At 41.5% G+C, this 25,708-nt stretch carries 27 protein-coding genes and 1 tRNA gene; 12 read left to right on the plus strand and 16 right to left on the minus strand.

Annotation, left to right across the window (positions count from 1 at the left end; genetic code table 11):
* Positions 1-129: 129 nt before the first annotated feature.
* From D0X99_RS03120 to D0X99_RS03155, 8 genes are all read right to left on the minus strand, one after another.
* Positions 130-1,155, minus strand: coding sequence for a tetratricopeptide repeat protein (locus D0X99_RS03120; RefSeq protein ID WP_199707971.1), 1,026 nt, complete (start codon positions 1,153-1,155; stop codon positions 130-132).
* 81 nt (positions 1,156-1,236) lie between these two features.
* Positions 1,237-1,719: a hypothetical protein gene (locus D0X99_RS03125; RefSeq protein WP_119476168.1), complete on the minus strand. Its 483-nt coding sequence runs from the start codon at positions 1,717-1,719 to the stop codon at positions 1,237-1,239.
* A gap of 219 nt (positions 1,720-1,938) precedes the next feature.
* Complete coding sequence (locus D0X99_RS03130) at positions 1,939-2,748, minus strand: hypothetical protein (RefSeq protein WP_119476169.1); 810 nt, start codon at positions 2,746-2,748, stop codon at positions 1,939-1,941.
* 180 nt (positions 2,749-2,928) lie between these two features.
* Positions 2,929-3,585 carry a hypothetical protein gene (locus D0X99_RS03135; RefSeq protein WP_119476170.1) on the minus strand — a complete coding sequence of 219 codons (657 nt, stop codon included), beginning with the start codon at positions 3,583-3,585 and terminating at the stop codon, positions 2,929-2,931.
* A gap of 173 nt (positions 3,586-3,758) precedes the next feature.
* A complete protein-coding gene (locus tag D0X99_RS03140) occupies positions 3,759-4,205 on the minus strand; it encodes a hypothetical protein (RefSeq protein WP_119476171.1) in 447 nt (148 codons plus the stop codon).
* A gap of 180 nt (positions 4,206-4,385) precedes the next feature.
* The gene (locus D0X99_RS03145; protein WP_119476172.1) at positions 4,386-4,970 is read right to left on the minus strand and encodes a hypothetical protein; all 585 of its coding nucleotides are present in this window, start codon (positions 4,968-4,970) and stop codon (positions 4,386-4,388) included.
* A gap of 115 nt (positions 4,971-5,085) precedes the next feature.
* The gene (locus tag D0X99_RS03150) at positions 5,086-6,192 is read right to left on the minus strand and encodes a tyrosine-type recombinase/integrase (protein WP_119476173.1); all 1,107 of its coding nucleotides are present in this window, start codon (positions 6,190-6,192) and stop codon (positions 5,086-5,088) included.
* Positions 6,193-6,260: 68 nt separating this feature from the next.
* Positions 6,261-6,920, minus strand: coding sequence for a peptidoglycan DD-metalloendopeptidase family protein (locus D0X99_RS03155; protein WP_119476174.1), 660 nt, complete (start codon positions 6,918-6,920; stop codon positions 6,261-6,263).
* Positions 6,921-7,100: 180 nt separating this feature from the next.
* On the opposite strand from D0X99_RS03155, the gene carB reads away from it, so the two are divergent.
* From carB to D0X99_RS03185, 6 genes are all read left to right on the plus strand, one after another.
* Positions 7,101-9,920 (plus strand): carbamoyl-phosphate synthase large subunit, encoded by a 2,820-nt coding sequence (carB, locus tag D0X99_RS03160; RefSeq protein ID WP_119476175.1) that lies wholly within the window; start codon positions 7,101-7,103, stop codon positions 9,918-9,920.
* Positions 9,921-9,946: 26 nt separating this feature from the next.
* Entirely contained in the window at positions 9,947-10,201 is a 255-nt protein-coding gene (locus D0X99_RS03165) for a DUF4834 family protein (RefSeq protein ID WP_119476176.1), read from the plus strand.
* A 138-nt stretch (positions 10,202-10,339) separates the two neighbouring features.
* Complete coding sequence (locus D0X99_RS03170) at positions 10,340-11,188, plus strand: methylated-DNA--[protein]-cysteine S-methyltransferase (RefSeq protein WP_119476402.1); 849 nt, start codon at positions 10,340-10,342, stop codon at positions 11,186-11,188.
* Positions 11,189-11,198: 10 nt separating this feature from the next.
* Entirely contained in the window at positions 11,199-11,912 is a 714-nt protein-coding gene (locus D0X99_RS03175; protein ID WP_119476177.1) for a 2OG-Fe(II) oxygenase, read from the plus strand.
* Between the two features lie 15 nt (positions 11,913-11,927).
* The gene (locus D0X99_RS03180; RefSeq protein WP_119476403.1) at positions 11,928-12,176 is read left to right on the plus strand and encodes an Ada metal-binding domain-containing protein; all 249 of its coding nucleotides are present in this window, start codon (positions 11,928-11,930) and stop codon (positions 12,174-12,176) included.
* Positions 12,152-12,760, plus strand: a complete 609-nt coding sequence (locus D0X99_RS03185) for an alpha-ketoglutarate-dependent dioxygenase AlkB family protein (protein ID WP_119476178.1) — start codon at positions 12,152-12,154, stop codon at positions 12,758-12,760. The genes D0X99_RS03180 and D0X99_RS03185 overlap by 25 nt, the downstream gene beginning before the upstream one ends.
* A 16-nt stretch (positions 12,761-12,776) precedes the next feature.
* Here the strand turns inward: D0X99_RS03185 and D0X99_RS03190 are convergent, their stop codons facing one another.
* Both D0X99_RS03190 and D0X99_RS03195 read right to left on the minus strand, forming a co-directional pair.
* Complete coding sequence (locus D0X99_RS03190; protein WP_233553635.1) at positions 12,777-13,922, minus strand: class I SAM-dependent methyltransferase; 1,146 nt, start codon at positions 13,920-13,922, stop codon at positions 12,777-12,779.
* A gap of 41 nt (positions 13,923-13,963) precedes the next feature.
* Positions 13,964-14,953 (minus strand): aspartate-semialdehyde dehydrogenase, encoded by a 990-nt coding sequence (locus tag D0X99_RS03195; protein WP_119476180.1) that lies wholly within the window; start codon positions 14,951-14,953, stop codon positions 13,964-13,966.
* 157 nt (positions 14,954-15,110) lie between these two features.
* Between D0X99_RS03195 and D0X99_RS03200 the strand changes: the two genes are divergently transcribed.
* From D0X99_RS03200 to scpB, 4 genes are all read left to right on the plus strand, one after another.
* Entirely contained in the window at positions 15,111-17,633 is a 2,523-nt protein-coding gene (locus tag D0X99_RS03200) for a lamin tail domain-containing protein (protein WP_119476181.1), read from the plus strand.
* Positions 17,634-17,703: 70 nt separating this feature from the next.
* Entirely contained in the window at positions 17,704-17,874 is a 171-nt protein-coding gene (locus D0X99_RS20370; protein ID WP_158587669.1) for a hypothetical protein, read from the plus strand.
* Positions 17,875-18,136: 262 nt separating this feature from the next.
* On the plus strand, positions 18,137-18,520 hold the full coding sequence (locus tag D0X99_RS03205) for a TraR/DksA family transcriptional regulator (RefSeq protein WP_119476182.1): 384 nt from the start codon (positions 18,137-18,139) through the stop codon (positions 18,518-18,520).
* Between the two features lie 2 nt (positions 18,521-18,522).
* A complete protein-coding gene (gene scpB / locus D0X99_RS03210) occupies positions 18,523-19,083 on the plus strand; it encodes an SMC-Scp complex subunit ScpB (RefSeq protein ID WP_119476183.1) in 561 nt (186 codons plus the stop codon).
* Between the two features lie 7 nt (positions 19,084-19,090).
* On the opposite strand, the gene D0X99_RS03215 is transcribed toward scpB, so the two are convergent.
* The 4 genes from D0X99_RS03215 to era all read right to left on the minus strand — a co-directional run bounded on the left by D0X99_RS03215 (position 19,091) and on the right by era (position 22,259).
* A complete protein-coding gene (locus D0X99_RS03215) occupies positions 19,091-19,714 on the minus strand; it encodes a SprT-like domain-containing protein (RefSeq protein ID WP_119476184.1) in 624 nt (207 codons plus the stop codon).
* A gap of 64 nt (positions 19,715-19,778) precedes the next feature.
* Entirely contained in the window at positions 19,779-19,973 is a 195-nt protein-coding gene (locus tag D0X99_RS03220; RefSeq protein WP_119476185.1) for a PG1828 family lipoprotein, read from the minus strand.
* A 76-nt stretch (positions 19,974-20,049) separates the two neighbouring features.
* The gene (der, locus tag D0X99_RS03225) at positions 20,050-21,363 is read right to left on the minus strand and encodes a ribosome biogenesis GTPase Der (protein ID WP_119476186.1); all 1,314 of its coding nucleotides are present in this window, start codon (positions 21,361-21,363) and stop codon (positions 20,050-20,052) included.
* A 2-nt stretch (positions 21,364-21,365) separates the two neighbouring features.
* Positions 21,366-22,259: a GTPase Era gene (gene era, locus D0X99_RS03230; protein ID WP_119476187.1), complete on the minus strand. Its 894-nt coding sequence runs from the start codon at positions 22,257-22,259 to the stop codon at positions 21,366-21,368.
* A gap of 67 nt (positions 22,260-22,326) precedes the next feature.
* Here era and D0X99_RS03235 point away from each other — a divergent pair.
* Positions 22,327-22,399, plus strand: a tRNA-Met gene (locus D0X99_RS03235).
* Positions 22,400-23,100: 701 nt separating this feature from the next.
* On the opposite strand, the gene D0X99_RS03250 is transcribed toward D0X99_RS03235, so the two are convergent.
* Together D0X99_RS03250 and prmC are read right to left on the minus strand one after the other, a co-directional pair.
* Complete coding sequence (locus tag D0X99_RS03250) at positions 23,101-23,490, minus strand: DoxX family protein (protein ID WP_119476190.1); 390 nt, start codon at positions 23,488-23,490, stop codon at positions 23,101-23,103.
* A 64-nt stretch (positions 23,491-23,554) separates the two neighbouring features.
* Positions 23,555-24,415 (minus strand): peptide chain release factor N(5)-glutamine methyltransferase, encoded by an 861-nt coding sequence (prmC, locus tag D0X99_RS03255; protein WP_119476191.1) that lies wholly within the window; start codon positions 24,413-24,415, stop codon positions 23,555-23,557.
* 98 nt (positions 24,416-24,513) lie between these two features.
* Between prmC and D0X99_RS03260 the strand changes: the two genes are divergently transcribed.
* Positions 24,514-25,701: an RsmB/NOP family class I SAM-dependent RNA methyltransferase gene (locus D0X99_RS03260; protein WP_119476192.1), complete on the plus strand. Its 1,188-nt coding sequence runs from the start codon at positions 24,514-24,516 to the stop codon at positions 25,699-25,701.
* The last annotated feature ends 7 nt before the right edge of the window (positions 25,702-25,708 follow it).

Below are 25,708 nucleotides of genomic sequence, written 5' to 3' on the forward strand. Positions count from 1 at the left end.
GCTTGGCGAAGAAGCGGATTTCGAAGCACTAAACTGTCTGCCACCACTGAACTTGATACGAAGCACAAAGCTTCATTCAACTACTGAACCGCCAATTTCTTGTAGGTGCTGTTATGGGCTGGGTTTTTTCTATTTGCAATTCTCATCAAGTCGTTCTTTTGCATATTCTGCTCCAAGTTCAAGAGCTTTTTTCCAGTCCTCACAAGCTCCTTTTTTATCTTTCAAATTAAATTTTGAGTTTCCTCGATTAAAATACGCTTGTTGTTTATTTTCTAAATCTACTTTGTCCATTGACAGGACTTTATTGTAGTCGTCAATTGCTCCTGAATAATCACCGTTTTCATCTTTTAAACTACCACGATTTGTCAAAGCACTAACAAAGTCTGGTGCGATTTCAATTGCTTTGTCATAGTCTCTCAGTGCAGATTTCCACGTATGAAGTTCGTTTTTTACAATTGCTCTTGAGTAATAAGAATTAGGTTCCTTTGGATTGATATTCAAGGTTAGCGACCAATTAATAATTGAACCACTTAAGTCTCCTTTTTCGTAACACTCAACACCTTTGTCAAAATAATAGTCCGCTTTTGAAGTGTCTAAGTTTGGAAACTTTTGGTCTTTTGGGTCGAACGGTCCACCGTATGCGTCAAGTTTTGCATCAAACTCATAACCTCTTTTATACATATCCAAAGCCCAATAAAGCAAATTGTCCGCTGTTATCGGAATTTCGTTAGTCTCCCCGCTAATTTCCCAAAGGTCTTCATACTTTTTTACTTCTTTAATTGTATATGGATAATGAGCTTTTATAAACTCTCCTAATTTTATCAAATTCTCTTTTTTGTCAGAAATAAAAGTGAAGTCCATTTTTGTTAGACAGTTATCTTTCAGTCCGCTTTTAACCATATTATTGTGAACGTCTTCTGCTGACAACATTTCTTTTCCAAAATTGTCTACAAAGTTGTCCCAAGTGAAAAACTTATTTTCCATTTTCTTTTGTCCGCAAGCTGTTAGTGTAGTTATTAAAAGTAATAATGTCAGTAGATTTATTTTCATTGTCGTGTCGTCTGTTATCCTTGCCCATAACGTTTTGGCGCTTGGCGAAGAAGCGGATTTCGAAGCACTAAACTGTCTACCAGCACTGAACTTGATACGAAGCACAAAGCTTTATTTAAGCACTGAACCCGCTTTTTTGCCAAACGCTTGTTATAGGTAGGCGTTCTTTCCACCGTGTCGTTATGATTAATATATAAAGTCAATGTCTGTAAATGTTTCACTTGATTTAAAGTCTTTTTTAGTTCCAAAATAAATTTCGTCTTCGTGAAAAAATAGTAATGCCCAGTTCAAACTTTGGTCAATAATAGTCAAGTCGTCTGAGCCGCCATAATAAAAACTGTCGAAGTATTTTATTAAAAGTTTCCAAGGAACAATCATTGCGTCTGTCTCGTCCCAAGATAGAAAAATGGGCTTGTCAAAAGGAAGTCCACGATGGTAAAGCCACTTTTTAATTTCCTTTTTGTTACCATCTAAAATTCTTGCCTTGTCAATTGTCTGAAAGAAGTCCTTTTTAAATGGTGTGTCATTGTGCAAATTTGTCTTTGCAATATAGTCCCACAAAAATTTAGCGGCTTCTTTGTCCAATGGCTTTAATTTGTCAAGATGTTGGTCGGGTAATTTGTCATATTTCTCTTCTGTAAAACGCCATTTCAGTCGAAAGTCGTCCATCGGAATTACGTGTTGAAATATGTTGTCAAAGTCTATACTCATTTGTCGTTGTGTCGTCTTTTACACTTACCTATAACGTTTTGCGTATATGACTTGTGGCGGTTTTCGAAGCACTTTCTTGTCGGCTGGTACTAAATTTACTTAAAAGCACAAAACTTGAATTTACCACTTTCTCCGCCATAAGTTATATACGCTGTTGTGTGCTGGCATTCTCGCTTTTCAATCTATTACTTGGTTGAATTCCATCATTCCATTCTCACAGTTTGAGTTGAAAATTACGCCATATTTAAATACTATATGACAAAAATTCAGACCGTATTTTGCATAATGTTTTCTAAAAAACTTATTCTCAAGTCTATCAAGTTCGGCTGTGTGTTTTTTATATTCCATATTATAGGGCTTTATTTTGGAATTCCATATTTTCATTAATGCTTTTCCTTGATTTGATATTTCAGCATATTCGTTATAGTGGTAATCGTAATATTGGTCGGTAAGGTCTGAAAGGATTTTTATTTCTTCATTTGTCAACGCTCGCTTAGTCTGAATACTGTCTTTTATCTCTTCAAGTATCTCTTCTCTCTGGTCTGAGTATTCATAGAATTTTACAGAAATCAATTCTCTTTGCTTAGTTATTTTTGGAAGGCTATCAATGATATTTTCTTTACTTATTAACTTTTCAATTTTATCGGCTGATTTCATTTCGTAATTGTCAAAATTTAGCCGTTCAAGTGCTTCTTTTGTTCTAAATTCAAATACTCTTGATTCTGCATTTTTAATTAAATACTCCGAAATTCTGTCATAATCCTGTATCTGTTGTTCTATTCTATAAGCTTCAAATAAGGAAGTCACATCGGTTATTATCTCTTTAATTTGTTCTGTATTAGAATTCTTTACTGTCAGAACAACAAAATCAGGAGCTGTTGAAAACCCTTCTTTTATCACTTTTTGAAAAGTCTGTTCAGACTTATTCTGTCCAAGTGAAACTTGGCAGAAAAATATTAAGGTCAATATGATGGTTAATCTTTTCATTGTCGTTCTTTATGCTTGCACACAACGTGATTCAGCTTGGAAACGGCGGGCATTCTGAGCCGTGCCCTTCAAGGTTTCTCTTTGCTTCTTTAAGTTTCTGATTTTCATTTTTACTAGGAACCGCCAGCTGTATCCAAGGTGATGTTGTGTCCTGCCTTTCCCTTTTACTTTACTTAATCATTAATCTATATCTGGAATTTCAGGTGCTCTTATGCTTGGATAGCCAAACCAAATTGTGTTACCTCCTACACTACTTCTACTCGTTATTATTCCACACTTAAACATTATATGCGAAAATGACAATTGAAGAAAATATTCATCTTCTTTAAATTCCATATACTTAACAGTTTCATTATTTCCGAAATCCTTCATGAAATCCTTCAAATCTAACTTTGAAGCTAATACTTCAATTCTTTCTTTACTTGGGTATTCGTTAAAGCTTATGTTTTCAAGTGCTTTTCTTTCTTTAAATTCAAAAATTCTCTTTGAGTTGCCCAAAATCAAACTGTCAATAAACTGTGAACTTTTGAGGTCGTAACCCATTCCAAATTCATGGTGCATAGCACCAGATAAAAGAGGGGCTTCGGAACAAATTTCTTTTATTTCTCCCGTGTTTAAATTTTTCGCAATGAATACAAGGTAGCTAGGAGATGATGAATCTCCATTTTTGTAGGCAATTTCAAATAACTTATTTCTAACAGAGTCATTCCCCAGATTATAAACAACATTCGGTATTTCAACTTTTGCCTTTTCTATATTATTACCTGATTCTTTTCTTCCACAAGAATAGATTATTACCAAAATCAAAAGTCCTAATATTTTGGCATTCCTATTCATATTTGTTGTTCAGGTTTTATTTAGGGTTGGACACAACGTTCCGCCGCTTCTCGTCAGTTGCGAACTTCGGAACGAATTATTTTCTGTTAAAGATAAAAATTCTTGCGAAACGTGAACGTGAACTTACCACATAATTCGCAATTGCGAGAAACGGCTGTTAGCAGTAGCCTTTTTTATTCTATTTTTACTTCTCCACGCATATTTAAAATCTTATTATATTCAAACCCTACGTCAAAACAATTTGGCTTATTATAAAAATCTATTAAGGTTGGAATTCCATTCTTGTCTTCAGGAAACTTAGTTCCAAATTTAAATCTTATTGAATCTAATTTGTTTTCTAAAACAGTCACACCATCATTTATTATTTCCCATTCATACTTATTAGTTTTCCAGCGTCCAACAAGCTCATCATTGTTGTTCATAGGAGTAGAACTCAAATCAACTTTTACATAATTTTTTTCAGGAACTTCTTCACAATCTCCATTAATGATATATCTAATATTTCCATCACTTATTATAGTTATCGATTGTTTTTTATCGTTTGAATATAATGTGTAGCGATGATCATTGCTGCAACTAGCTAAAAATAAAAGAGCAAAAATCAGATAGTGTTTTTTCATGAGTTTTTTTTCTGAGTCGTGTAGAAAGGTTACTGCTAACGTTTTCGGGCTTTGCGTTCGGGATGGATTCGGAGCACAAAACTGTCAACCTGCACTACACTTGAATAGAAGCACAAAGCTCCAAGTTTGCACTTCACCCCGCATGACGCAAAACCCGTGTTAGCGGTTCGGCTTTCTTCTTTAGTCAGCTTGGTGTATCCACACATATTTTCTATCTATGAATGTTATTAGTCCGCCACCAACTTCGTCAGCACCTAAAACTATTGAAGGATTTTGAAGTTTCACATCTTTACTTCCTAAAACGTCACCATCTTCTGTAAATGTTGTTTCACTTGTTTCTTTGTCTTCAACTAATCCCCAATAGTCAACCCAATCGAATTCTGTCATATGTGCGAATTGTTTACCGAAACCAATCTTTACTACTTCGTTTGTCTGTCCGTGTTTGATTATAATTCCTGAATTTTGATTTTCTTTCTTATAAAATGCTTTGTCCAAAATTCCGTCTCCGTTAAAGTCAGCAGTTATTGTGTCTGTCAGTTTATAAAGTGCTGCTTTTTCAAATCCATTTAAAGATTGTTTTCTATACTCTTCGGTCTGATTTTCGTCTGTGATGGTTTGTCTCGTAATTTGTTTATTGTCTAAAATGGTTGTGTCCGAAACTTTGTCAGTGATTGTGTCTTTAGAGATATTAGAATTCTGTTCAGAATTGGTTTGTCCGCAACCTGTTAAAATTAAAAATGTCAATATGTAGATTATCTGTTTCATTGTCGTCTTTTAAGCTGACCGCTAACTTGTTTATTTGCGCCATAAACTTGCGCTTATAATTCTATTTTGGATGGCTAAGCGCCATAAAACGCCAAAATCAGTGGCGGTTATTTTTTTATAATTCATCGAAGGGTGATTTGATTTGTTGGAGGCTTCTTGTAGAAACGTGGGTATATATTTCAGTTGTTTTGCTGCTTTGGTGCCCCAAAAGTTCCTGAATAAATCTAAGATCGGTTCCACCTTCCAATAAATGAGTGGCATAACTATGACGAAGCCAGTGTAAAGACGGTTTCCTTTTGATACCTGATTTCTCCACCGCCTGTTTTAATACATTCTCCAGACTTTTGGCTGAGTAGGGCTTTCCTTCCATGCTTCCTTCAAACAAGTACACCTTTGGCCTTTCGGATTTGTAGTACGCTCTCAGCATTTCTATTGTCTTTTCGCTGATTGGAACTAGCCGGTCTTTCGCTCCCTTGGCTTGGTTGATCCGCAGGAGTCCCCGCTTGGAATCCACATCTGCAAGTTTCAGGTTGAGCAGTTCTGATCTTCTGAGTCCACAGGCATAGATTAGGCTAAGCATAGTCTTATGTTTGATATTTTTATGGGCTTGAAGGATTGCTTTCACTTTTTCTTTACTTAGGACATGGGGTAAAATTCTCGGCTTCTTGGGCCGTTCGACCTGGGTTGGCTCGAGTTTTCGCTTCAGTTTAGTCGAAAAATAGAGCTTTACAGCATTGATCACCTGGGATTGAAACGCAACCGAGTATTTTCTCCTAAGAATATAATTTTGATGAAAGTTTTCCAAGTCTTCAGTTGTGATTTCTTCAGGATTTTTATTCCTCATAAATCGGAAAAAAAGGCTGAGGCTTTGGCTATAGGTCTTCACGGTCGACTCGGCATAGCGACGGTTTTGCATCCATTCGCCAAACTTTTGGATTTCCTGTTCCAAATTCGGACTCAAATCGGGGAATTTTGCTGGCAGCTCCTCAGGAAGAATCTTTCGAAAGCCCGAAAGATCCAAGTTGGCTTTGCCTTGGAAAAGGTGCTTTATCCGAACCAGAAGGCCATCTTGGTAGGGAAGAATCCAGGCTTTTCTCCTTCCATTCCATACCGCTCCGGGGAGAGTTTTGACCAGCTCCTTCAATTGGTGGTCAAATCCAAACTCTAGCAAGACAAGCCCTTGCTTTTTCCAAATGCCGCTTTTTACAAAAATCGTTTTCATGCTATAGCTAAAAGTGGATATAAGCTAAAAAAATAGGGTGAAGAAAATAACAGAAAGGCTGTTTAGTTTTAGAAATTAAGAATCAAATTCGGATCCGGGCAATTTTCTCGGTAAAACTCCAAATCCTTTTCCGCTGCCACTCCCGGATAATCCCCCCAGTTTCCGCCCATATCCCACATCAATTGAAAGTGGAGATGGGGTGGCCAATCTCCGTTTTCCGGGAAAGGTCCAACATGACACAGGATTTCTCCAGCTTGGAAAAATTTTCCGACTTCCAGATTTTCCAGATCACTACGGAAAAGATGTCCAAAGAGTGAGAAGAGCTTTTTCCCTTGAATCTCATGCTCCAAAATGATCGTCGGTCCATAGTTGCCAAAGCCTGCGTTGTCCTGAAAGCTATGGATTTTACCAGTAAAGGGAACAAAAACCTCTGCTCCTGCCTCAGTCCAGATATCTACTCCCAAATGTATATTTCGAAAGTTTGATTCTCCTGTTGCGAAGACCTCACTCCGGCGGTAGATCGCTCTTTTCTCCAGGTAGCCCCCAATTCCATACTTTTTTCTCGCCTGATTTAATTTTCCAAAAACATAACGGTCGAAGGCTGATGTGTTACTCAGATCAACCGCCTCCAACTCCTGATTAGCGGCTGTAAAATCCAGTGAAAGTGTATTTTCTGTTGTCAGTTTTTCTCCCATTACAGGAAAAAACTCAAATGTATTCCAGTTCATTCTGTGAAATTATTAAATCAAAATTGATAATTCCGACCTGAGAATTTGTATGGTTGATTTTCACTTTTTTCCTAGCTCTTTTCCCAAATCTCCAAGTTAATCCTTCCCCCTTCGGATTATTTTTCTAATTTTGCGCCAATTTGGACGTAAGTATTTTATCTCTCCCTATCCCACCTCGAAATGCCTAAAGACAGTAGCATCAAGCACGTTCTCATCATCGGTTCAGGTCCCATCGTCATTGGTCAAGCTTGCGAATTTGACTATGCAGGCTCTCAGGCAGCTCGTTCCCTTCGTGAAGAAGGTATTATAGTAACGCTGATCAACTCGAATCCGGCTACGATTATGACCGACCCGGTCACCGCAGATAATGTGTACCTGCTTCCTCTGGATAAGAAATCCATCAAGAAAATATTAACTGATCATCCCGATATTGATGCGGTTTTACCTACCATGGGAGGGCAGACGGCTCTTAACCTGGCCATCGACTGCGACAAGGCAGGTATTTGGGAAAAGTTTGGAGTGCGCATGATCGGTGTGGATATCGCAGCGATCGATACTGCCGAAAACCGCGAAAAATTCAAAGCGCTGATGGAAGAGATCGGCGTTGGGGTGTGCAAAGGAGACACAGCCACTTCTTTCCTTCAGGGTAAAGAAATCGCACAGGAGATAGGATTTCCTCTGATTATTCGTGCTTCTTACACCCTTGGTGGTGCAGGTGGAGCATTTGTTGAAAAAGAAGAAGATTTTGAGAAATATCTTGTGGCGGGACTTCAAGCTTCCCCCGTTCATGAAGTGCTAATCGAGCAAAGCATCATGGGCTGGAAGGAATACGAGCTGGAAGTGATGCGGGACAATATCGGCAACATGATTGTGATCTGTTCCATTGAAAATTTTGATCCTTGCGGAGTGCACACGGGAGATTCGATCACTGTAGCGCCTGCCTTGACCCTTCCTGATACAGTGTATCAGCAAATGAGAAATCACGCGATCAAGATGATGAACAGCATCGGGAACTTTGCCGGTGGTTGCAATGTGCAGTTTGCTGTAAGTCCTGACAACAAGACCATCATCGGGATTGAGATTAACCCTCGGGTATCGAGATCGTCAGCTTTGGCATCTAAAGCTACCGGATATCCCATCGCCAAGGTGGCTGCCAAGCTTGCTATCGGGTACAACCTCGATGAGCTGAGCAACTCGATCACCAAGACCACCTCTGCATTCTTTGAACCTACGATCGACTACGTGATCGTGAAAATCCCTCGATGGAACTTTGACAAGTTCAAAGGCTCCGACCGCAAATTGGGATTGTCGATGAAGTCGGTAGGTGAAGTGATGGGAATCGGCCGCAACTTCCAGGAAGCCTTGCAAAAAGCTTGTCAGTCCCTTGAAATCAAGCGAAATGGACTGGGAGCTGACGGCAAAGAACTTAAAGATCAAGCTCAGATTCTTTACTCCCTTGCAAATCCGAGCTGGAACAGATTGTTTCATATCTATGATGCTTTCAAACTCGGAATCTCTTTCCGGACAATTCATGACCTAACAAAAATCGATAAGTGGTTTCTTCGACAAATCGAAGAGTTGGTTCATTTGGAGGGGGAGATTTCCAAATATAAAATTGATACGATTCCAGTTGAATTGATGGATCTGGCTAAGAAAAAAGGCTATGCAGATCGTCAGATAGCTCACTTGTTGGATTGCTTGGAAAGCGAAGTCTTCAACAAGCGATACACAGAAATGGGAATCAAGCGGGTATACAAGCTCGTGGATACCTGTGCGGCTGAATTTGAAGCCAAGACGCCATATTACTATTCAACTTTCGGAGAAGAAAATGAATCGGTTAGGTCCGACAAGAAAAAGATTGTCGTACTGGGTTCTGGCCCAAACCGAGTCGGTCAGGGAATAGAGTTTGATTATTCATGTGTCCATGGGGTTTTGGCTGCCAAAGAATGCGGCTACGAGACCATCATGATTAATTGTAATCCTGAGACTGTTTCTACCGATTTTGATATTGCTGATAAGCTGTACTTTGAGCCGGTCTTCTGGGAGCATATTTACGAGATCATCCTTCAGGAAAATCCAATCGGAGTTATCGTTCAGCTTGGAGGTCAGACTGCTTTGAAACTGGCGGAAAAAATGGATAAGTACGGAATCAAAATCATCGGTACCAGCTTCGAAGCATTGGATCTGGCAGAAGATAGAGGACGATTCTCTACCTTGCTGAAAGATCTGAATGTTCCCTATCCGGAATTCGGAACGATTCACAATACCGACGAAGCACTTGAGTTGTGCAAGACCATCGGTTTCCCACTTTTGGTGCGCCCAAGCTATGTTTTGGGAGGTCAAGGGATGAAGATCGTGATCAACGAGAAAGAGCTTGAGCAGCACGTGGTCAATGTGCTGAGAGATATTCCAAACAATGAAATTCTGCTGGATCACTTCCTGGAAGGGGCGATAGAGGCAGAGGCAGATGCGATTTGTGATGGTGAAAATGTCTACATCATCGGAATCATGCAGCACATCGAGCCTGCAGGCATTCACTCCGGTGATTCCTACGCAGTATTGCCTCCTTACAATTTGGGCGACCTTGTGATCCGTCAGATCGAAACATATACACACAAAATCGCCCTTGCACTCAAAACAGTTGGTTTGATCAATATTCAATTTGCTATTAAAAACGACAAAGTTTACATCATCGAGGCCAATCCAAGAGCTTCCCGTACCGTGCCGTTTATCTGCAAGGCCTATCAGGAACCTTATGTCAATTATGCCGTAAAGGTGATGCTAGGGGAGAAAAAGGTGACTGACTTTGAATTCAAACCTGTGAAAAAGGGTTATGCCATCAAAGAACCTGTATTCTCTTTCCATAAATTCCCGAATGTAAACAAGGAATTGGGACCTGAAATGAAATCCACCGGTGAGGCAATTTACTTCATTGATGACCTGATGGATGATTATTTCTTGAAGATATACGCAGAGCGAAATATCTATCTGAGTAGGTAAACCAAATCCACTAAACTTAAAAAGCATTGTTCAAATTTCTTCTCATATTCCTTGGAGTGGGTTGGCTGTTGGGCCAACTCATCCGCTATTTTCTTCGATCCAAGCTGGCTCAGTTTGCTAAGCAGGTCAATGAAGCCGCCATGGAACAGCAGCGGGCTCAAAAGCGGGCCCAATCCAAAAGCGATGTGAATGTGGATTTTGTTCCGCGTGATCAGGCGGAAAAACGGAGAAAAGACCTCGAGGGGGGGGAGTATATCGACTACGAAGAAGTGAAGGAATAATCCTTTCCCGTACTTTTATCAAACAAAAGGTCTGTGTCCGCACAGACCTTTTTGTTTGATGGCGGAGTTGAATTCCGCAACTTTCGGATTTTTTGGAGACAGGCAATTTTGAAGATTTGTCATATAATTTTGAAAGCCATGGAAACACAGACAGATCTCAATTACCATCGGATCGCCGAAGCCATCGAATACCTCCGCGCCAATTTTAAGACTCAGCCTAATCTGGATGAGGTAGCTGAAAAGGTTCATCTCAGTTCGTTCCACTTTCAGCGGCTGTTCACCGAATGGGCCGGGACAAGTCCAAAGAAATTTTTGCAGTACATCAGCGTGGAGCATGCAAAGAAAATCCTTCAGGATGGGCAGGCTTCGGTGTCTGAAACAGCTCATGAGACTGGGCTTTCAAGTACCAGCCGATTACATGATTTGTTTGTCAACATCGAGGGGATGACTCCTGCGGAGTATAAAAACGGTGGTAAAAGTCTGAAGATAAATTACAGTTTTGCCGATAGCCCTTTCGGTCCTTTGATCGTAGCCTCGACCCCAAAGGGAGTATGCCATCTGGCTTTTGCAGAAGAAGAGGAAATAGCCCTGAACGATCTGAAGCTGAGATTTCCCAATTCTGATTTCCTAAGGAAACTCGATTTGCTACAGCAAAATGCCCTATTCATCTTTCAGAATGACTGGAGCAAACTCAACCAGATTAAACTGCATCTGAAAGGAACTGATTTTCAGTTGAAAGTCTGGGAAAGCCTGCTGAAAATCCCGATGGGAAAACTGATGACCTATGGCCACATTGCTGACCGGATCGGTAATCCAAAGGCTTCCTGTGCAGTCGGAACCGCCATCGGAACCAATCCAGTTGCATTCCTCATTCCCTGCCACCGGGTGATTCAATCTTCAGGCATGCTTGGTGGCTATATGTGGGGGGCCACCCGGAAGGCCGCCATTATTGGTTGGGAAGGGGCTAAGATCTATTCCGAAATCTAAGGTCAAGATTATGCAGACAGTTTATCAAAGAATTGAAAGTGCCGCTTGGGGAAGCATCACAGAAGAAATGCATCGAGACGGTTATGCCCTCCTCCCCAAAATGTTGACTGATGAACAGTGCGAAGCCCTGAAAGCTGGATATAAGAATCAGGGATTGTATCGAAAGACGGTCGTCATGGCCCGTCACCGCTTTGGCTTGGGAGAATATAAATACTTCAATTACCCCTTACCCGATCTTATTCAGACGATTCGTTCCGGCATCTATCCACATCTCGTACCGATCGCCAACGATTGGTTTGAAGCTTTGAAGATGGGGATCCAATTTCCCCCAAATCATGAGGGGCTTCTTAAGCAATGCCACATTGCCGGACAACAAAAAGCAACCGTGTTGATCCTGAAATACGGAAAGGGAGGATTCAATACCTTGCATCAGGACCTGTATGGAGAAGTCTATTTCCCTATACAGCTCGTCTTGTTTTTAAATGAGCCGGACATAGATTTTACTGGAGGGGAATTTGTCCTTACGCAACAGATCCCCAGAGCACAGTCCAAGGCTATTGTATTAAACCCCAAGAAAGGGGATGCCTTGATCTTTACCACCAATTTCAAACCCGAAAAAGGAGCCAAGGGATATTATCGGGTGAATATGAAACACGGCGTAAGCGAAGTGAGGGAAGGCCACCGCCATACCTTGGGGATCATTTTTCACGATGCGATCAGTTAGGTAATGGGCATGACTATGGTGAGGCATAGTGATTTGGGTGATAGGGAACTAATAACCTTGATCCGAAAAAGGGAGTTGACCTTTGCAGGAAACAGCAAGTTGCGGATTTACGGAAAGCTGTCCTGCTCGACAGGTAAGCGTCTGAAGCGGGAGAATCGGGTGTTTTTTTCCTCGGAAAAAGAAGCGATTTTCCACGGTTATCGACCATGTGGGCATTGTATGAAAGAAGGATACAAAAGATGGATTTATTTAGCGAAACAATAGATCAGCAGAAGAACTGGTTACCCTATGGGGGAACGGTAAATTATTATGGAAAGATTTTGCCGATGGAAAAGGCGGGTTTCTACTTCAATCGTCTTTTGGAAACCATCGAATGGCGGAATGACGAAGCGGTGATCTTCGGGAAGAAGATAATCACCAAGCGGAAAGTCGCCTGGTATGGCGAAAAACCATTTGAGTATACCTATTCAAATACGACAAAACACGCACTTCCATGGACGAAGGAGCTACTGGAGTTGAAAGAGCTCATCGAGGCGGAAACTGGTGAAACGTTTAACTCCTGCCTGCTCAATCTGTATCATAGTGGGGAGGAAGGGATGGCCTGGCACAGCGATGGGGAAGCCGATTTGAAAAAGAACGGAGCCATTGGCTCGATGAGCTTTGGAGCGGAAAGAAAGTTCGCTTTCAAGCATAAACAGAGCAAGGAAAAGGTGGAATTTGTCCTCGAGCATGGCAGTCTCTTAGTGATGAAAGACACCACTCAGACGTTTTGGCTGCACCGCCTCCCGCCGACCAAGCGTATCACTACTCCCCATGTGAACCTTACCTTCAGGACCATTGTGGAGTGAGGACATAAAAGCAAGACTATTTTAGCCGTCTACACCAAAAAACCTTATATCCACTGTCTGATTTGGTGCCGATCAGGTAATCTTCTCCTCCGTCCTTCAATCCGAGTTTCTTTTTTAAGTCTTCAGCACCGAGAACATAGTTTCTGCAGATGACATTAGCTTTTCCGGAGGGGAAAAGAGCTTTCATTTCTTGTTTTTTGGGAGAAATTTCCTGCAATACCTCGAAAATCCGTGCTGGAATTTCCGGAGTAAATTGGCTTCCCGTGTAGAGATGAGAATTTTTCTCCAGTTTTTTCAATCCAAAACGCTCCCCGAAAAGTTGGAATGCACCGGCTTTCAGAATTCCGCTCAATGGCTCAATGAGATACTTTTCAGCCTCTCCGAATTGAGAATTTGCCTTTTCTTCCTCTTCCGCACCAAATTCAAACCTTGGAAAATTACTTCCTAAATCCACGACTTCTATCCGTTTGGAGGTCTTTTCTTTTCCTTTTTCCCAGGACAGCAAAAGCTCCTTCACTTCGTTTTTGACCGAAACGATGGTGATTTTTTGAATGTCGGGTAGCTCACTCAAGGCCTGGGAAATGTCGGTCATCGGAGAAGCTTTGATCCTAATTCTTTCAGCTTTGCTGCGCAAGAGAGCCCAGGCGCCGACCACATCGGGCTCACAGTCCTGCAGCTTATAGAGCTTTTGGTTGCTGATGCCCCTCCTGGCCGGATCGGCATAAATCAGGTCAAAATGCAGCGGGGTTGTTTTCAAATATTCGAGCCCGTCTCCTTCCACAAACTGAAATTTTCCAGGGCCTAAAAGCTCCAGGTTGTGTCGGGCAACCTCAAAAAGTTCAGCCTGCTTTTCGCAGTAAATTCCCAACTCAAATCCCTGACTCAGGTAAAAAAAATCCACTCCAAAGCCGCCCGTCAGGTCGATCATCTGCTTTCCATGCATTCCTTTTGATTTGAATTTTGCCGTCTCCTCGCTGGAGCTCTGCTCCAGGGAAATGGTGGCAGGGAAAAGCAACTGCGGATCAGCTGACCAAGCGGAAAGTTTTTTTGCGGCTCTTTGTCTTGCCCCAATCTGCTGAACAGCCATTTTCAGGTCAAAACTCACTTTGCCCTGGTATTTAAAAAGTAAAAGTGCAGGATCTTCATTAAGATGATCCTGCACAAATTGTCTGAATTCAGCGCTATGATACTCGCTGAAGTCCATTAAACCAGACCCTTCTCCAACAGGTATTCTGCAATCTGAACGGCATTGGTAGCGGCACCTTTTCTCAGGTTATCGGCTACAATCCACATGTTCAGCGTATTGGGTTGAGATTCGTCTCGTCTCAGACGTCCTACGAACACCTCGTCCTTTTTGTGTGCCGTGATTGGCATAGGATAAATGAAGTTGGTCGGATCGTCCTGCACGATTACTCCGGGAGCAGATTCCAGGAGGCTTCTCACTTCTGCCAGATCAAAATCCTGCTTAAACTCCACGTTCACCGCCTCGGAGTGACCTCCCATGGTAGGAATACGGACTGTAGTAGAAGTCACCTGAATGGAGTTGTCTCCAAAGATTTTTTTAGTCTCGTTGATCATTTTCATCTCTTCCTTGGTGTAACCGTTGGGTTGGAACACGTCAATATGAGGAAGGACATTCATGTCGATTTTATGTGGATATACCATCTGAGGCACTTCACCTGCTCGCTCCGCCATCATCTGATCAACGGCAGCTTTGCCCGTTCCGGTCACAGACTGATAGGTAGAGACTACAATTCGCTTGATGCCATAGCGCTGACGTAAAGGCTCCAAAGCCAATACCATTTGAATGGTTGAGCAGTTTGGATTGGCAATGATTTTATCGGATGCTGTGATTTCCTTCGCATTGATTTCAGGCACTACCAGTTTCTTGGTTGGATCCATTCTCCAAGCGGAGGAATTGTCAATGACGAAAGTGCCTACTTCAGCGAATTTAGGTGCCCATTCCAAGGAAGTACTGCCACCTGCTGAGAAAATGGCGATTTCGGGTTTGGCTGCTACGGCATCCGCTAGACCGATTACCGTATGTTTTTTGCCCTTATACTCGATCTGTTTACCTACAGAGCGCTCGGAAGCGACCAAAAGGAGTTCGTCATAAGGGAAATTGTGCTCATCGAGCACTTCAAGGATTTCGGAGCCAACCAGTCCGGTAGCGCCTACTACAGCCAGTTTCATTTTTAATGTAGGTTTAATTGATTTTGGTCTGCAAAAGTACGGACTAAGCGTTCATTTTCAGGATTGTGACGGAAAAATTTCAACTGATTTTGTAAAAGGTCGATTGTTAAAACCACTTGATTTTATTTATTTAGGTGACTCTTTTTCTATTTTTTTAATGAAAATTTATTTTTTGTCGGTTTTGCGGGTGATTTTTCCCGTTTGGATAATCCTTTTGATAGGGATAGAAACAGTTTTTGCCCAAAGCCAAAAATTTGAAGAGCCCTTCCAGATTCTGAATTATCCACAGGAATTTCTTCCGGGTTGGTTTGGCAATGAAATCAGAAGCACCACTTCTCGAATTTTTCAGGATTCTAACTCTGGAAGAAGTGGTAGCAAATCGTTATCGGTTCAGCCGATCAGTACGTTTAATGGGGTAATTTGGATAAAATTGACCCCTGCCCAATTTGAAAATCCCCAAGCAATATTTTTTGCCAAGTCTAGTCGGAATGGCACCGGGAGCCGTCCCGCACAGGTGTTTTTCGCTTGGGGCGAAGAACTGGATGGTGAGTTTTCAGATTTAGTTCAAATCGGTTCCGATGCTGAATTTGCCAATGATGATCAGGATTATCGAAGATTTACTTTGCCTGTTCCGATGGAATTAATTGGCAAAACGGAAATCTTTCTGCGTTTGGAAATTCGTTATGGTCCGGGGTCTGGAAGTGCTGCCCGATGGATGATGGATGATTTTGAATTTGGGGATATAATAACAGATGAGCTCCCTCCCCAAATCCAGGAAGCCAGGGGTTTTGGTCCAAAGTCGGTTTTGGTTTCCTTCAGTGAACCAGTTGACCCGGTTTTTTCCATTCTTCCTCTAGCTTATGAACTGGGAGGTGAGAATCCTGAGAAGGTGGAGCTGAAAGCCGATTCCGTTGCTGTATTAATGATGGAAAATGACCTGCAAGACGAAAAATCCTATGGGATTACCGTTCGGCAGATTCCGGATTTGGAAGGAAATTTCCTTCAGGATACTACTATTCAGTTTTCCTTTTATGATCCCACTGAAATTCCGGAAAAGACCTTAGTACTTAATGAACTCATGCCTGCCCCAAGAGCGGATCAGGACCTTCCGAATGTAGAATATATTGAAATCTATCACGCAGGCGATGATGAGGTCCGACTAGAAGGAATTCGGCTTTCCAATTCCCGGTCTGAGACGATTTTAGATGATTTATGGCTGAAACCCGGTGAGTATTTGGTTCTTGCTCCTGAAAATCAGGCTGTCCTTTTGAGGCAGTATGGGAAAGTTTTTCCGGTAAGGGAATGGCCAACTTTACTGAATTCAGGAGACCATTTGACTCTCAAAGCTGTTGGAGGTTCTTTGATTGATCAGATTTCTTATTCTACGGCAAGTTGGCGAGAAAGTGAATTTGCAAACGGTGGGTTTAGCCTCGAGGTACCAAATTCCGACTACCAGTGTGATAATTCAGTCCTATTAATGCCTTCGATCGACTCTGTCAGAGGAACTCCCGGAAAGCAAAATTCTGTACGTAAAGGAAATGAAGTTACTCCTCTTCCAGTTTTGGAGAATGCATGGTTTCAAGATTCCCTTACGGTCAATTTGACCTTTTCGGAACCGGTTTTTTCCCGAATAGAAAAGAAAAACATTGTTTTTTCTCCTTCGCTGGAAATTGACTCCACTTACTTTTCGGCAGGTGACAGACTTGTAATTTATTTAAAATCACCTGCTAAAGAATCTGAAATTTATCGGTTGGAGATCTCTGGGATTAAGGACTGCTGGGGAAATGATCTCGACAAAGTTGGCATTTCGAAATTAATCCTGTCTTCCAGGCCTCAGCCAGGTGATGTCATCCTAAATGAGGTGCTTTTTGATCCTAAATCCGGTGATCCTAAGTTCGTGGAACTTCGAAATACCAGCAAGAAATTCCTGAATCTTGATTCTTGGGCTCTGGCTAATTTTGACGATTTCGGTAAGCCAGACCAGATTAGAGAATTTGGGAAAGAAGGATTGATTCTTAATCCGGAAGGCTATTTAGCCATCTCCACCGATATCAACCGCCTAAAACTTTCCTATCCTAAATCTGCCTCTGGAAACTTGCTTCAGATTCCATTATTGCCCAGTTATCCAATTTCCGGTGGTACAGTAGTTTTGATTTCTCCCGAAGGAAAAATATTCGAAACCTTTACCTACAATGAGGATTTTCACCATCCTCTTTTGAGAGATTCAAAGGGAGTTTCACTGGAGCGAATTTCCCACTTCTCTGAGGCATCCTTACCATCCAACTGGCAATCGGCCTCGGGGAATGAAGACTTTGGGACCCCTGGACGAAAAAATTCCCAAATTATTGAAGGCGATTTGAATGGAAATATGATTCAGATTGAACCTGAAGTTTTTGATCCAGAGGGGAGTTCGGGTCCTGCTTTTGCCAGCATTCAATACCAACTGGACCAAACTGGATGGGTCGGTACATTCCAAATCTATTCCGTAGGAGGCCAACTGATTCAGACTTTGGCTCAAAACCAAGTTTTGGGAACAAGCGGAATCTTTACCTGGACAGGAACAGATTCTGCGGGTAACCGGGTCAGGATGGGATATTACGTTTTAGTAGTGGAGCTATATGAGCCAAGCGGAAGAACTAATCTGATTAAAAAGACAATTGTGGTGGCTGACCGCTTATAAAATTTCAGAAAATCTGCAGGGTTAAATGCTAAAAGATCAGTATTTTAATACCAAATAAGCCCTGTTTGCTATGGAACGAGATCTGATTTTCATAACCCTTCAAGAAATTGTCCTGCGAGACGGGAAAGACCTCAGAGAAGCCCAGCAATATTTGAGAATGAGGTACCGGTTGGACGCTGATGAGTTGGTGCTGAAAAAGCGCTTGGAGAAAATACTCCAAACTGAAAAAGCCGTTGCATAATGGCTTTTTAATTTTTTCCTAATCGGATTAAACATTCGAAATTCTATCTTATACTGAAAAAGGCATAAAGTGCGATCATTGGATTTGTAATGATCTGATTATAAGAGGTTAAACTTGGGGGCTTACTGGTCCCTTGAATTTTGGGTTAACCATTTCATAATCCATATTTTTTTAATTTTTGCAATTATCAAAGTCCACCGTATTTTAGAGATCGAATCCTTTAAAATCAATCCCAGTACTTTATTTTAACCCATCTTTTACCATGAGCCAGGAAGAGAAAACCGCATATTCTCAGGACGAATTGAAAGAATTTGAAGAAATCATCCTTCAGAAACTTGCAATTGCTAAAGAAGAACTTCATTCATTGAAAGAGACCCTGAGTAAAAAAAATGACAGCGGGACTGATTACACTGCCTCTACCTCAAAGCTTTTGGAAGACGGTGCCGATACCCTCGAGCGTGAGAGTATGAGTCAACTTGCTGCCCGCCAGCAAAAGTTTGTCGCTAATCTTGAAAATGCGCTGATCCGGATCAAAAATGGTACTTATGGCATCTGTGTGGATACGGGGAAATTGATTTCAAAAGAAAGATTGAAGGCTGTCCCACACACCATGCATTCCATTGAGGCTAAACTTGCTAAAAAGTAAGGGTGGACTTTCTGCATCGTCATATTGAGGCGTTGATTTTTTGTTCGCCGGAACCCCTTCCGGTAAGTGAAATTTCAAAATGCCTCAATGAGATGTTTGGTGCAGAGGTACCACTTGACCACCTTGAGTCGGCTATTTATGATTTAAGGAAAAAGTACAATCAAGAAGATTTTTCGTTTTCCTTGGAGCACCTGGGAGGAGGGTATCAATTTTTGACCAAGCCTGCCTATCAGATCAGTATCAGTATTCTCCTAAGGCAGCAATCTCAAAAAAGATTGTCGACAGCCCAGCTGGAAACCCTTTCAATAATTGCCTACAAGCAGCCGATAACCAAAAGTGAAGTAGAACAAATCCGTGGAGTTAATAGCGATTATTCCGTTCAGAAGCTTTTGGAAAAGGAACTCATTGAGATCAAAGGGAAATCTGATGGGGTGGGAAAGCCGCTAATCTATGGTACTTCAGCAAAATTTATGGAATACTTTGGGATCAATTCCATTCAGGATTTGCCACAGCCCAAGGATTTCTCCCAACCAGAAAATCAAATCGGGGAAGAACGGGAATAAAAAAGATTTAAAGTGGTTTGACTTTCGCCAGCCTTGATACGAGGTATTTTCGTCCGGAGTCCACTTCCTCACAAAGCACTCGAGTGCGGCGAGTTTCTCCCTTTTTGAATTTTCTTCCTGAAAGAGTGAACTGACTGCCGGGCATCAAATCTGAGAGAAAAATTTCTTCTTCGTTAGAAAGAGTTGGCGTATCATATTTGCTCATTTCCTTCATAAGGAATAGATCCCGAGCCGAGCTGGCAGATGGATTCCTCATGTGAGATCTTAAAGGGATCAGGATGTCCTTTGGGAAAACCGAGTCAATCAAAACTGGCTCCATCAAGATTTGAAACTCTTTTTTCCATTCCTTTCCATGAGGAGAATGCGTTGTTCCATACTTTTCAAAAGCATGCAAATGCGCCACTTCATGAATGTAGGTAAGCAAAAATTGAAAAGGGTTTAAATCCGCATTAATAGTAATTGTCTGAATTTTCCGGTCCTTTCGATACCGAAAATCTCCTAGTTTGGATGTTCTAGGCCTAAGCACTTTAAAAGAAAATGGAATTTTTTGCCAAAGACTAATGCAATATGGGATTGCGGTTTGGGGCAAATGGATTTGGAAAATTGACCTAAGTTGATCTGGGGAATTCATCTGGCCTAAAAATAAAAAAAGAGTCCCGAAACCGGGACTCTTAATTTTTCCTTTTTCGGATCAATTACTGAGCTGGAGTAGCAGCAGTAGAGTCAGCAGCAACAGCTGCAGAGTCAACAACTGGAGCCTCTTCAACAACAGGAGTTTCTTCAACTACAGTTGTAGAATCAACAGTAGTAGCTTCTTCAGTAGACTTGCTACCGCAAGAAGATGTAGCGATCAAGCCAGCGATTGCGAAAATTGCAAATACCTTTTTCATTTGTTATGGTTTTCTTAATTACGGTGCAAAGGTACTAGTATTATTTGTAATTGTGCAAGTGGTGATCAAATATTTTTTATTTGTTTTTGTAAACAATTTTTACCGAAACCCCCTCGAAATCAAAGTTTTCACGAATTCTATTTTCAAGATATCTGGTGTAGGGATCCTTGATGTATTGAGGAAGGTTACAAAAGAAGGCAAATACCGGATTTTTGGTTGGTAATTGAGTCACGTATTTGATCTTGATGTACTTTCCTTTCCAAGCAGGAGGAGGATATTTTTCAATTTCCTGCAGAAGGACATCGTTCAATTTGGAAGTTGGAACTCTTCGGGTTTTATTTTCATAGACCTTCACCGCTAGCTCGATAGCTTGGAATATGCGCTGTTTTTCAATCACTGAGGTGAAAATGATTGGGATCCATTTGTTTTCACCCAATCGGTCAAGCATGTCCTCCTTAATTTTATTCATGGTTTTATGATCTTTTTCGATCATATCCCATTTATTCACCATGATCATTACCCCTTTGTTATTTTTGATAGCCAAGCTGATTAGGTTGATGTCTTGGGCCTCGAGACCTCGAGTGGCATCTACCATGACAATCACGACATCGGATTCTTCCAATGTTCTGAGTGATCTCATAACAGAGTAAAATTCGACATCTTCCTTTACCTTGGCTTTCTTTCGGATTCCGGCAGTGTCGGTGATGATGAAATCCTGACCAAAAAGTTTATACCGGGTGTGAATAGCATCCCTTGTCGTGCCGGCCTCATCCGTAACGATAGACCTTTCCTGACCCAAAAGGGCATTTAGAAAAGAGGACTTTCCAACGTTAGGGCGGCCAAGTATGGATATTTTTGGGATACCAGCATCAGGATCTTCTTCACCTTCATCTTTAAAATGTGTGATTACTTGATCCAGAAGATCTCCTGTTCCGCTTCCACTCACAGCTGCAATTGGGAATATTTCGAAATCACTGATTCCCAAAGAGTAAAACTCATGAGCCATCATGGCCTTTTCCCTATTGTCGGCCTTGTTGGCTACTATGTAAATTGGCTTTTTGGAGCTTCTGAGTTCATTGGCAAACTCCATATCCAAATCGGTCAGTCCGTCAATACAGTCCACCACAAAAAGGATTACATCGGCTTCTTCAATTGCGAGTTTAACTTGTTTTCGTATTTCTGCCTCAAAAACATCATCTGAGCCAGTAACATATCCACCAGTGTCGATGACTGAGAAAAATTTACCTGACCATTGGGCATGACCATAGTGACGGTCACGGGTGACCCCACTCATATTGTCTTCGATAGCCTTTCTCTCCTCTACCAGTCGGTTGAAAAGCGTGGATTTACCCACGTTTGGTCTACCTACAATTGCTACTATATTTGCCATAATCAGGATGGGTCGTACCCAAATTTTTTAAGTTTCAATTTATTTTTCCTCCAGTCCTGTTCAACTTTTACGAAGGTTTCCAGAAAGACCTTTTTTCCGAAAAATTTCTCCAATTCCTCTCTCGCTTCAATCCCAACTTTCTTCAGCATTTTGCCTTGGTCACCAATGATGATGCCTTTTTGGCTGTTTCGTTCGCAGAAAATTGTCGCCCGAATTCTGATGATTTTCTCGTCTTCATGAAAATCCTCAATACCTACTTCGGTGCTGTAAGGGATCTCTTTTTTGTAATTGGTAAAAATCTTCTCACGGATGATCTCGGAGGCAAAGAACCGTTCAGGCCGGTCAGTTAGTTCCTCCTTGTCATAAAAAGGTGGGTGAACAGGCAGTCTGTCGACTATTTCCTGAAGGATACGTTCGGTATTGAATTTTTCCTGTGCGGAAATTGGGATTACTGTTTCGGATTTGATTCTGGAAGTCCAGTACTTGGTCACCTCTTCCAATTGGCCCTCTTTCGCTAGGTCTATCTTATTGATTACTAGTAGAACCGGTACCCCGGATTCGTTAATCTTGGTAATTACTTCTTCGATTTCCTCATCATTCTCAAAGAGATCCGTCACAAAAACGATTACATCGGCATCTTCCAAAGAAAGATTGACAAACCCCATCATACTTTTATGGAGTTCATACTTTGGCTTTAGCATCCCCGGGGTATCCGAAAATACAATCTGGTAGTCATCAGTATTGATCAGACCAAGGATTCGATGGCGCGTGGTCTGGGCTTTAGAAGAAACAATGGAAAGCCGCTCACCCACAAGGTAATTCATGAGTGTGGACTTGCCTACATTGGGCTTACCCACAATGTTTACAAATCCGGCTTTATGAGTTTGCGGGAGCATTTTTTATAATTTTTTTGCAAAGGTACTTGATTTTGGAGAGTTTGTCCTTACCTTTGCATCACAATATCGCGGGATGGAGCAGTTGGTAGCTCGTCGGGCTCATAACCCGAAGGTCACAGGTTCGAGTCCTGTTCCCGCTACAAGAAGGGCCTTACATGAACAGTGTAAGGCTTTTTTATTTTCCAATAGGAAGTTAGCAGGTGTTTTGATTAGCCAATCATTAACTTTTTACTCATGTAATGCTGGCAATAAATTCAAAAAATCGTTCTCCTGAATTTATTCAGGCCTGAGAAAAGTTGTGAAGTTATTCCGACTTTTTAGCATAAAAAGCAGCCATCATTTCCCAATCCTCATCTGAGCATAGTGGCATGTAATTGATTCTGTATTTCTCAAGTTTTTCCTTTCGGAGTTGTAAAATCCTATTGTTTTTTACTTCTGATTTTTTAAGATACAGCTTAACCAAGTACCTTTTTTTCTTTGCATTAATGCAAACACTACACCGGTTCAGTGGCAAGTCGAGGTTTATAACTTGAAAAGAAGTTCCAGATTTAGGCTTGGAGTTTTCTCCTTTTATCAGGCCGTCAAGAAAATTTCCCGATGAATCTTCCAAAAAAGTTGGGTTTTCATTCCTTTTCATGCCAAAAATCCTAATCCTGCTCATACTTCGCATATACGACAAAGCTAAGAATCTGGATGTTATTCAAAATACCCAGTACTGGGTATTTTCTGTTGGGAACACCAATATTTTTGTATTCAAAAAGCAGATTTGGCTTGTGAATGAAAAATTAACTTGTTTTCTATTCTCTGTTGAAATTTATCTATAATAGAAATTATGACTGCTTTACAGTTTTTTTAAGGAGTCAATCGAATACTTGCCGGGCCCTAAAATTAAAATGCTTAGGAAGACTAGAAAGTAAAGCAGAGGAAGTTCTTTTTTGACAAACGGATCATCCCAATGGGCGTAAAATGCTGCGGTTAGCATAGTAGCCATCAAGGGAATTGTGGTGAGTCTTACTTTGAAGCCAACCATCACCAATGTGGCGCAAACTACTTCAGCGAAAATCGCCAAAGCCAGAGAAATCTCAGGGCCCAATCCAAATGGATCTGAAAACTTGACCGGGCCATCACCAAAAAACCGGTTGATCTTTGGCAATCCATGAGTAAGCATCATCCCGCCCGAACCCAGTCGGATGATCAAGAGGGATAAGTCATTTGCAAGGGTGTTTTTCATAAGGCGACTAATTTTTCTGAATTTAATTTTGGAATGGACCTGTTGAAAAATTCTTTACACCAAATCAGGCTTTGGCACTTTGTCCGGTAATCTGAGCAGCTACGATTCGATCCTTACCATTGAGGTCCTTGATCAATCTTACTTTTTGATAATCCAGTGTTTGGAGTAATTCTACCACAAGTGGGCCAAGGCGCTCATTGATTTCAAAGTATATTTTACCGGTGGACTTCAATAGTTTTTTTCCTTTTTCTGCGATCTCCTTATAAAAAATCAACGGATCTTCATTGGGAACAAAAAGTGCCAATTCTGGCTCAAAATCCACCACATTCCGGTGCATTTCTGTTTTTTCTTTAAGCGGAATGTATGGAGGATTACTTACTATAATATCCAAAGGGGGCAAATCTGGGATTTCCTTAAGAATATCGCACTTCAGAAATTTTACCTCCGCATGGAGAGTATTTGCATTTTCAATCGAAACCGCAAGAGCTTCCTCTGACACGTCGAGTCCGAATACTTTTGGATTATTCAACTCCAGTTTCAAGGTGATTGGAATGCATCCTGTACCGGTTCCGACGTCCAAAATCACCAATTCAGCTTGTGGATTTTCCTTGATGATCAAATGAACGAGTTCTTCGGTTTCGTTTCTTGGTATAAGGGTGTCTGGACTTACCTTAAAATCCCTACCATAAAATGGCCCATGACCTAAAATATATTGAATCGGTTCCCCGGTTTTCAATCGATCAAAATCAGTCTTAAGGTCTTTGGGTAGATCCTTTTCCTCCAAAAAATGCATCATGTCCACTCTTCTCATTCCGAGATGATGCTCCAAAAGCCAATCTACCAAGGTGGCTGCCTCTACCTCAGAATAATGAGGCAAGAGTTCCTTGGCCATTTTTCGAGAGAGTTCCTGATATGAAATTGACATGCGCAAAGGTAATTGGGATTGCTCTTTTTTGGCAGAAAAATTCAGGAAAGCCATCCTCCAAGATATTCCCCTTACCTTTGTGCAAGAATTTTCCCCACATGAAGTTACATAATAACACCATCCGAGGCGTACATACAGCCCTTCAGGCAATTTTTGAAGAGGGGCAATATGCTGATAAAGTCATCGAGCGAACCCTTAAATCCAACCCGAAGTGGGGTGCGCGTGATCGTTCATTTATAGCAGAGACTACCTACGAAATGGTGCGCTGGTGGAGACTTATTAATTATTTGAGCCCATCGAAGGATTATTGGGATCTTTTTGGGACCTATTGGCTGATGCAAGGAAATCCCCTTCCGGAGTGGGAGGAATTTGCAAGAATCAATCCTGACAAACTAAAGGGAAAATACGAATCCATTCATGATCCGGCACTTTTGGAATCTATTCCGGACTGGTTGCAAAAACTGGGAGAAAAAGAATTGGGCGGATTGTGGGAGAAAGAAATTCATGCCCTTAATGAGGAGGCTGAAGTAGTACTTCGTGTCAATACGCTAAAAACAACAAGGGAAAGACTAAAAAATCAACTGGCTGAGGATGGGATAAATACCTATGTAGTCAAAGGCTATCCGGATGCTTTGGTTTTGGAAGAGCGACAAAATGTTTTTCGTCATCCTGCATTTAAAGAAGGATTATTTGAAGTACAGGATGCCAGTTCTCAGTTGGTCGCTTCCTCTTTGGCGGTAGAACCTGGAATGAGGGTAATCGATGCCTGTGCAGGTGCCGGAGGAAAATCTCTTCACTTGGCGGCTTTGATGGAAAACAAAGGGAAAATCCTTTCCATGGATGTGGAGGAATGGAAACTTCAACAAACCAAGCTTCGAGCACGCCGAGATGGAGTTTCAATTATCGAGCCTCGGGTCATTGAAGGCACCAAAACGATCAAAAGGCTCAAGGAATCAGCAGACCGACTGCTTTTGGATGTGCCTTGTTCCGGCTTGGGCGTATTGAGAAGAAACCCGGATACCAAATGGAAACTCAGCCCCGAGTCTATAGATAAGGTCCACCAAACCCAGCAGGAAATTCTTCAATCCTATCCTTCCATGCTGAAAAAGGGGGGACAAATGGTCTATGCAACATGCAGCATTTTACCTTCCGAAAATGAGCTTCAGGTGAAAAAATTCCTAGAAAGCGATGCGGGGAAGGACTTTGAATTGATAGAGGACAAAAAAGTCCTAGCACAAGAAAGCGGATTTGACGGTTTTTATATTGCCCGATTGATCAAAAAATAGCCGAATC

It is taken from the genome of Algoriphagus lacus (assembly GCF_003583985.1).
Lineage (GTDB): Bacteria > Bacteroidota > Bacteroidia > Cytophagales > Cyclobacteriaceae > Algoriphagus > Algoriphagus lacus.